Annotated in this window: 1 protein-coding gene; it reads right to left on the reverse strand. The window is 45.0% G+C overall.

Translation table 11 applies throughout. The features are described from left to right. Positions 1–41: 41 nt before the first annotated feature. Positions 42–9,074, reverse strand: a complete 9,033-nt coding sequence (locus L656_RS0110920; RefSeq protein WP_275041073.1) for an Ig-like domain-containing protein — start codon at positions 9,072–9,074, stop codon at positions 42–44. Positions 9,075–9,091 lie beyond the last annotated feature (17 nt).

Consider the following 9,091-nt stretch of genomic DNA (forward strand, 5'->3'; position numbering starts at 1 on the left):
GTAAGCCCCCTTAATAAATAATTAAGAGGGCTCTATTAATATTAAATATCCGTTTGATTATTACTACTTTCAATTAAGTGTTTAATCATTTCCTCCGATTGATTTTGTACATCAACCGCAGGTGCTGCTGTATCAATGCTTCCCCCGCTTTGGGCTGGAGTATAAGCAATTGCAGAGCCTTCATCCTCAACCAGCGTATTTAGCGCTATAAGCTGCTCTGCATCTTCGCTAATGATTACGTCATTAATATTAAGCGGTTCTGCCGAACTCATTTGGACCGTTTGCTCAGGTGTTGACAGACCACTCAAGTTACCTAAGTCAATTGTTTCAGTGCTTAATATGTTGTTGCTTGAAACTTCATTAGGGGTTGTATCGCCTAGAGCCGACTCTTCGCTAAATGATGCAGGGATTGTGTCGCCAGAAGCAGCGCTTGCTCCATTATCGTAAATATTTCCCGTATCCTCTATTGTGTTTCCAGTATTTTTGATTAAGTAGTTTCCTGTTTCATCAACAGTTACAAAGTAGAATTGCTCTCCTCCACCTATGTTTAGATTGAGTAAATTTAGAAAGCCTCCCCAATCTCCATTGCTATCGGAAGTAAAACTTCCTGCATTATCTAGTACATCTAAATCTAGACCGAGTAAGTTAACACCCAATAATGAAGAGCCAATAATATACACTTCAGTATCTGGTTCTGTTGTTCCTTCAACTGACGGTAATAAAACACCTAATATCCCAGAGTCAAAATCAGTGATTTCAAAACTTATTGGTGTAGTATCAATAACCAATCCAGATAAACTACCGCTTGAAGTTGTATTGCCTGATGTATCAGTTGCTACGGCTGTTACTGTGTACTCCCCATCAGCTAAGGCAGTATTAGCTGTAGCACTCCATACACCCGATGCATTAACAGTTTCTATTAATACAATACTTTCAGTTGGACCACTAAAGGTAACAGTTACAGACTCACCTGGAGCGGCTGTACCTGTTATAACTGGGCTTTGTTCTGCTGTTAGTTCTAGTCCCGAGTCAATTGTAATACCTGAGTCAATTGCGCTACTTGATGATTGCGTACCAGTATTACCTGCACCATCAGCAATGCCAACATCTACAGTGTAGTTACCTTCACTAAGTACTTCTGCCGATATCACGCTCCAAGTTCCATCAGCTCCAACGGTTGTGTCAACATTGTGAGTGGCACCTGCAGAATCGGTAAACATAACTATTACAGCCGCACCTGCAAAGCTTCCAGTTACAGAACCCGTAATGGTAGGCGTTGTATCTTGCCCTACTGTAATTGGGTCTATCACTACATTTGGTGCAGTATAATCGGTGCTTGACACCATAGTATCGCTAGCAGAGTTACCCGCTGTATCGCTTATTGATGCTGTTGCACTAAAGCTACCTTCACTCAGTGCGGTAGTAGCTGTTACTGACCATGTGCCATTGCCTGCAACTTGAGCGGTAATAGTTTGTGAATCGTTATTAGCATCAGTAATAACAACACTTACATTTGTACCTGCTGGTGCATCACTTATACCTGTAATTGTTGGTAACGGGTTATTAGTAACAGGTAACTGGTTAACTTCAACTGTTGGTGGTGTTAAATCAATAATGCCACCTAGGCTTGTAGAACTTGTAAGCCCTAAGTTTTCAACTGTAGCACTTACAGTAAAGGCACCTTCAGCTAATGGTGTTGTAGGTATTAGAGTCCATACACCTGCAATAGCTTGGGTGTTATATGTCGTTGCTGTACCGCTACTATCGGTAATAACTACCTGTACGTCACCTGCTAATATATCTGTGGTACCTGTAATTGTTGGCGTTGTATCGCTTGTATCTACAATTTGATTAATTAACAAACCTGGTAAGGTTGTACTAATAGTGCCCGTTTGCGTAACTGTTGTTATATTCCCAGCATCATCGGTACTTATTGCCTCAATTGTTAAGTCACCTTCAGCAAGTAAAGGAGTAACAATAAGCCATGTTCCGTCTCCTAATACCGAAGTGGTAACTACATATAATGTATCTGTAGAGTCAGTAATATTTACGGTAATTAAACTCCCTACCTCTTCATCGCTTGTCCCTTCAATAGTAGGTGTTAGCGTATTAAGTACACCAAACGCATCAATCCCTAGCGCTGGCGCTATAGTATCTATGGTTACTTGCTCAATGGCCGACTGCCCAGTATTGCCTGCGGCGTCAGTTATACTTGCAGAAACAGTATATATACCATCTAATAAGCTAGTAGTTACTAAAGACCACTTTCCATCGCTACCAATTAAGGTATTAAATACCGTTTTTTCACCATTACTACCAATAACAGCTACATCAATGTCTGTACCCTCAGGCTCTTCAGAACTGCCTGAAATAGTTAATATATCGGTATCGCTAATAGTCAATGGTAAAATATCAACCACTGGTACTAGTGTATCCACTACAAACTCGAGAGTATCGGTAACTACGTTTCCTGCATCATCAGTAATACTCACATTAGCAACGTGCTGCCCTTCAGATAATGCATCAACTTCAAGTGTAAATATTCCCAAAGCATCAACTGTAGTAGTTAGTACAGTGCCGCCATCTAGTTGTATTTCAACAACACCATTAATTAAATCACTGGTACCTTGGATTATTGGCGTTGAATCTGATGTTGTGCCAATAACCTGTAAGCCAAGTGTTGGCGATATTGTATCCACCACTGCGGTAAGTAGTTGCGTGGTAGTAATGCCGACCTCACTTAACACGTCAACTGTTACGCTAAATGTACCTTCAGCCAATGATTGAGGTACCTGTACTACCCACGTATTGTCATCTTGTACTATTGCAGTAAGCTCTTGTACTACATTTTCGCTATCTACCACTCTAACTAGCACTTCAGTGCCTGGTGCTTGGTCGGTCGTACCACTAATTATTGGTAAATCGCCTTCTCCAGTTACAAAGTCAACCACCGCATTCAGTACTGGGGTTGAAGCGTCTACATCAGCCGTAGTTATAGTGGTTGTATTACCAGCATCATCAGTTGCAGAAGCTTCAACAACCGATAAGCCAATAACATTAACTGCTAGGCCTAATAGCTCCCAATCACCATTTGCATCTGTGGTTACATCGTATGTTAAATCGAGTAAATCACCTGCAAGCTCTAGAGTAACCGTAACGGTTTTACCTTCGCCCAAATCAGATGTACCAGATAAAGAAACCAACTGACCTAATAGGAACGAAGGCACAATTGTTAGCTCTGGTCCCATGGTATCAACCTCACCACCGGTTTTATTGTCGACCGAAGTATTGCCCGTAGCATCGCTAATAGTTGCACTAACACTGTAAACACCGTCAGCTAAAATATTATTAGCAGCCGCTTGCCAGTCTCCATTGCCATCGGTTTGAACGGTCATTTGATGAGAAACTCCAGCAGAATCAGTAAAGGTAACAATAACGTTTGTATTTTCCTCGTTAGACGTACCTGTAATCAATGGAGTGCTATCTTGAGTTAGTATTAATGAACTTTGATTAATACTAATTTCAGGAGCAATTGTATCAATGGTTGCTGTATTTGTTGCGTCCCCGGTATTACCCGCGCTATCAGTAACAGAGACTTCAACTGAATAATCTCCTTGTGATAGAGAGCTAGTTGCCTCTACAGACCATACACCACCAGTTTGAACTGTTGTATTTACAGTATGCTTATTCCCTAGTGCATCGGTAAATACCACAGCAACTGCATCACCTACCATGGCACCTGTCACATTCCCTGAAATACTTGGAGTTAGATCGGTACTTCCAGCAATATCGTTAATGGTCACAACTGGCGCTGTTATGTCAACTTCCCCTGTAATACTTGTGTTTACAGGATTACCGGCAGTATCTGTTGTTGAAGCTAAAACCGTGTAAATGCCCTCGCTCAACTCTGTACTTGCAGCGACTGACCATGTGCCATTTGCACCAACAGTAGCATTAACCGTTTGCTCTGCACCTAAGTCATCCGTAATTAAAATAATAACTAATGCGCCCTGTGGTGCAGTAGTTGTACCTGAAATAGTTGGCGTTGTGTCATTTAAAGTTACAAGCGGTGTAATACTAAGCGCTGGTGCTGTTAAATCGATAACACCACCGCCCGTTGCATTACTCGTTAAGCCTCCTTCAGTCACACTTGCCGAAACAGTAAACTCACCTTCAGGAAGAATACTTATCGCATCAACACTCCAAATCCCGCCTACTACCGAAGTAGTTACAGTATGTGAAATGTTATTAACGTCAGTTATAACGACCGTAATTTCTGTGTTATCTGCCGCACTACTTGTGCCTGATATTGCAGGTGTTTGATCGTTCGTATCAACAATTGTATTAATATTAATTGTTGGCGCATTGGTATTTAACGTTGCGGTAGTATTTGCTGAAGCACTATTACCTGCAATATCGACAATAGTTGCAGAAACTATAACTTCACCATCAGTCAGTGCGTCGGCTATATCTACACTCCAATCACCTCCTGCGTCAACGGTCGTTGTGTAAGTCTCGGTACTATCTCCATCGGTCACAGTTACAGTAATACTCGTATTTTCAGGTTCATTAGATGTGCCTGAAATAGTTGGTGTGCTGTTATTAATTGTACCTAATGCGTTTATAGTAATACTTGGTGCTTGAGTATCAATAAAGCTCGAGCCTGTATCGGAGCCTGTATTACCAGCATCATCGGTAATACTTACCTCTACATCATAATTGCCATCTGGCAAGCTTGGCGCTGTAACTTGCCAATCGCCGCTAGCATCAACTATTGCGGTTAAAGTATGTATATCACCGTTGCTATCTGTAATGACTATATCGACCACCGTATTCTGTGGTTCAGTTGAAGTACCACTTATAATTGGTGTATTAGTGTTAAATACAGTTGTGTCATTAAGTACAATAACAGGTACTTGGGTATCAATTGTTAAATCAATAGTCGTGCTGCTGATATTATTAGCGTCATCGGTAATGCTTACTTGCGCCGTATAATCACCATCAAAAAGTGCTATAGGTACATCTACTTGCCAATTGCCATCAGTACCCACAGTTGCTGTTAGTGTTTGACCGCCAATAATAATGGTAACATCAGCACCAATCTCATTACTCGTGCCTGAGATTGTAGGGGTTGTATCTATTGTCGTATTAACTTCGTTCACACTTATTGTAGGGGCAACACTATCTATTTCACCTTGCACTTGCTCAGTTGTTAAGTTACCAACACCATCTCTAACCTCTGCAACAACGGTGTACTGACCTTGCGCTAGCTCAGCTGGTACATCAACAGACCACCCACCACCGGCTTGAACAATCGCCGTAAACTCTTGGCTTTGCCCTGCACTATCGGTAACCGTTATATTAATTACAGTGCCTTGCCCCATATCGGTGGTGCCGCTAATTACTGGAGTACTATCGTTTGAAAGTGCATCAACACTAACGGTTAGTTCTGGCGCTACGTTATCAAAATCAAGTGTATTGATTGTTCTGACATTACCAGCGGCATCACTAGCACTGGCTGTGACATAAGCAAGACTTAGTAAAGGTACTGTTATGTTTGCAAGCCCCCACGTGCCATCAGGATTTGTCGTTGCTGTATAAGTTGCACCAACTAACCCACCAACTAGGTACTCTGTAATAGTGATCACAGAGCCTCCTGGTAAATCAGAATCCCCCGAAAGAGAAACCAAATTTCCTAATAAAAACGATGGAATAATTTCAAGCTCCGGAGCGGTTACATCTAGTTCACCATTATCTGTGCCAGTGCCTGTATTGCCTGCAGCATCAGTGATGCTGGCGCTGACGCTATAATTACCTTCAGCTAATGTACCTGTTGGTGTCGCACTCCAGTTACCATTAACATCGGTTTGTACATCAATGCTTTGGATGGCATTTGCTGCATCTGTAAACGTAACCGTAATCGTGCTGTTAGGTGCATCACTGGTGCCAGTCACGGTTGGCGTGCTGTCGTTTGTTAATACTGGCGCATCCACAGTAATACTTGGTGCAGCGGTGTCTATTGTGCCGTTACCTATAATGTCCGTGCTGTTACCTNCTGCCACATCGCTGATGCTGGCTTCAATACTATACGGCCCTTCTGCAAGTGCTGTTGGCACTTCGACTGAGAAGGTGCCATCGGCATCAACAGTGGTAGTAAACGTTTGTGTATTGCCTTGATCGTCAACAATGGTGAAGGTTATTTCGGTGCCCTCAACCGCATCGCTGCTGCCGCTCAGTGTCGGGGTGATGTCGTTACTTGAGCCTGGGCTGGTAAGTACAAGTGTCGGTGCGGTGGTATCTATTTCACCAGTGCCTGTGGCTGTTGCTTCATTGCCAGCGGTGTCTTCAACACTCGCGCTAATGGTGTATGCACCTTCTGCAAGTGCTACCGGTAGAGGAATTGACCACGTGCCATTGGCAAGTACGGTGGCGCTCATTGTTTGTGGTGTGCCACTGGTATCTGTCACTATAACCGTTACCGTACTGCCTTGCGGTGCATCACTACTGCCTGCAATCGTTGGCGTGGTGTCGTTGCCTACGCCGTTGTCGGTAATAATAAGGCTCGGGCCAGTAAGGTCTATCTGACCTGTCTCTGTTGCACTCCCTATATTGCCCAGTCCATCATTAACGGTAGCTGTTACGGTGTATTCGCCTTCGGCTAAATCAGTTGCTGCATCAACGCTCCAGACGCCACCCGTTACCGTCGTATCAACAGTCGTAATATTCCCCGCACTGTCTTCAAACGTTAAGCTAATGATGGTGTCATCTGCCGCATCGCTTGTACCATTAATGGTTGGTGTGGTGTCGTTGGTATCAACCAAGGCATTAATGCTAATGCTCGGCGCGGTGGTGTTGAGTGTCGCGGTTTCACTTAATGTGGTAGTGTTTCCGGCGTTATCGCTCACGCTGGCTTCAATAGTAAGCTCTCCATCAGCTAATGCTGTCGGCACATCTGCTGACCAACTGCCGTCGGCTTGTACTGTCGCGGTGAACGTTTCGGTTGTGGTGCCATCGCTTACACTGATGTTTATCACTGTGCCCGCTGGCGCATTGCTGCTTCCGCTGATTGTTGGGGTGCTGTTATTAGTGGCACCTACTGTGTCTAACGTCAGTGTCGGCGCTAAGGTATCTAGGTTGCCTGATTGTGTGGCGCCGCCGGTATTGCCTGCATCATCGGTGATACTGGNTTGTACGCTGTAGCTTCCATCAGGTAATTCAGGGCTGGTTGCTTGCCAATCACCATTTGCATCCACGGTGGCGGTGATTGGGTGTTCATCACCGTTACTGTCGGTAATAACAATGTTTATAACCGTGCCTGCGGGCTCTGTTGATGTGCCGCTAACGGTCGGTGTGCTGTCGTTACCTAAGCCCAATACATCAACGGTGACGATTGGCGTAATGGTATCAACATTGCCACTGCTGTTGGCTGTGCTCTCGTTGCCTGCCGCATCGGTAATGCTGGCAACAACGCTAAAGTCACCTTGTGCAAGGGCTGTTGACACTTCAATAGACCAATGCCCATCGCTGCCGACTATAGTGTCAATGGTTTGCACGGCGCCGTCGCTGTCGGTGATGATGAGTGTAACGGTGCCACCAATTTCATTACTGGTGCCCTGAAGCTCTGGTGTTAAATCGCTGACATCGCCCACGTTTTGAATGGTGAGCGTTGGCGCTTGCGTGTCGATGGTAGTGGTGTCACTCACTGTGGTTTCGTTGCCAACACTGTCGCGTACACTTACTTCAATGGTGCTTTGACCTTCACTTAATGGTGTCGCTGGTGTGGCACTCCAGTTGCCATCCGCATCCACAAGCGCGGTGATGGTTTGTGGATTACCATCACTGTCGGTCACTACAATAGTGACTTGCGCGCCTTCCCCCGCATCACTTGTGCCGCTAATAACCGGTGTATTGCTGTCACTTTGTGCTGCAACATCAACAGTGAGTGTCGGCGGTGTATTATCAAAGTCATCTGAGCTAATTGTACGGGTATTACCTGCGGCATCGGTCGCTGTTGCGATCACGGAGCCTAAATTAAGTAATGAGATATCGATACCAGTTAATGACCAGTTACCATTGGCATCTGTGGTTGTGGTGTAACTTAGCCCTACGCCACCGCCAACAAGTTGCTCGGTAATGGTAATTTCACTGCCAGCCGGTAAATCAGAGGTGCCATTTAATAACACCAATGAGCCTAATAAGAAGGTAGGTGTAAACGCTAAATCTGGTGGGGTAACATCTACTTCGCCACTGTCTGTACCCGTGCCTGTATTGCCTGCAGCATCGATAATGCTGGCGCTAACACTGTAATTCCCTTCAGCTAATATACCTGTTGGTGTCGCGCTCCAGTTACCATTGGTGTCGGTTTGTACATCAATGCTTTGGGTGGCATTTGCTGCATCTGTAAACGTAACTGTAATCGTGCTGTTAGGTGCATCACTGGTGCCAGTAACGGTTGGTGTGGTGTCGTTGGTGAGTAACGGCGCATCCACACTCACACTTGGTGCAGTGGTATCAATGGTGCCATTGCCTGTAATATCGGTGCTGTTACCTGCAACATCGCTGATGTTGGCGGTGATCGTGTACGGCCCTTCAGCCAGTGCAGTCGGTACTTCGATTGAGAAGTTGCCATCAGCATCCACAGTGGTGGTGAACGTTTGTGAGCTACCTAAATCATCCACTACGGTAAAGTTAATAACCGTGCCTTCAACCGCATCGCTTGTTCCGCTGAGTGTCGGGGTGATGTCGTTACTTGAGCCTGGGCTGGTAAGTACAAGCGTCGGTGCAATGGTATCTATTTCACCAGTGCCTGTGGCAGTAGCTTCATTGCCTGCAGCATCGCTCACACTGGCGCTCACGGTGAAGTTACCTTCTGCAAGGGCTATCGTAACAGGGGCTGACCACGCGCCACTTGCGCCAACTGTCGCGGTAATAGTTTGCTGTGCACCGGCACTGTCTGTCACAATAATAGTGACTTCACTGCCTTGTGGCGCATCGCTTATACCCGAGATAGTCGGTGTCGTGTCATTGCTAACATCATTGTCTGCAATAACAAGGCTTGGTGCGGTTAAGTCAATCTCGCCTGTTTCGGCGG

The sequence above is a fragment of the Pseudoalteromonas sp. TAE56 genome, from assembly GCF_000497955.1.
Taxonomy (GTDB): Bacteria; Pseudomonadota; Gammaproteobacteria; order Enterobacterales; family Alteromonadaceae; genus Pseudoalteromonas.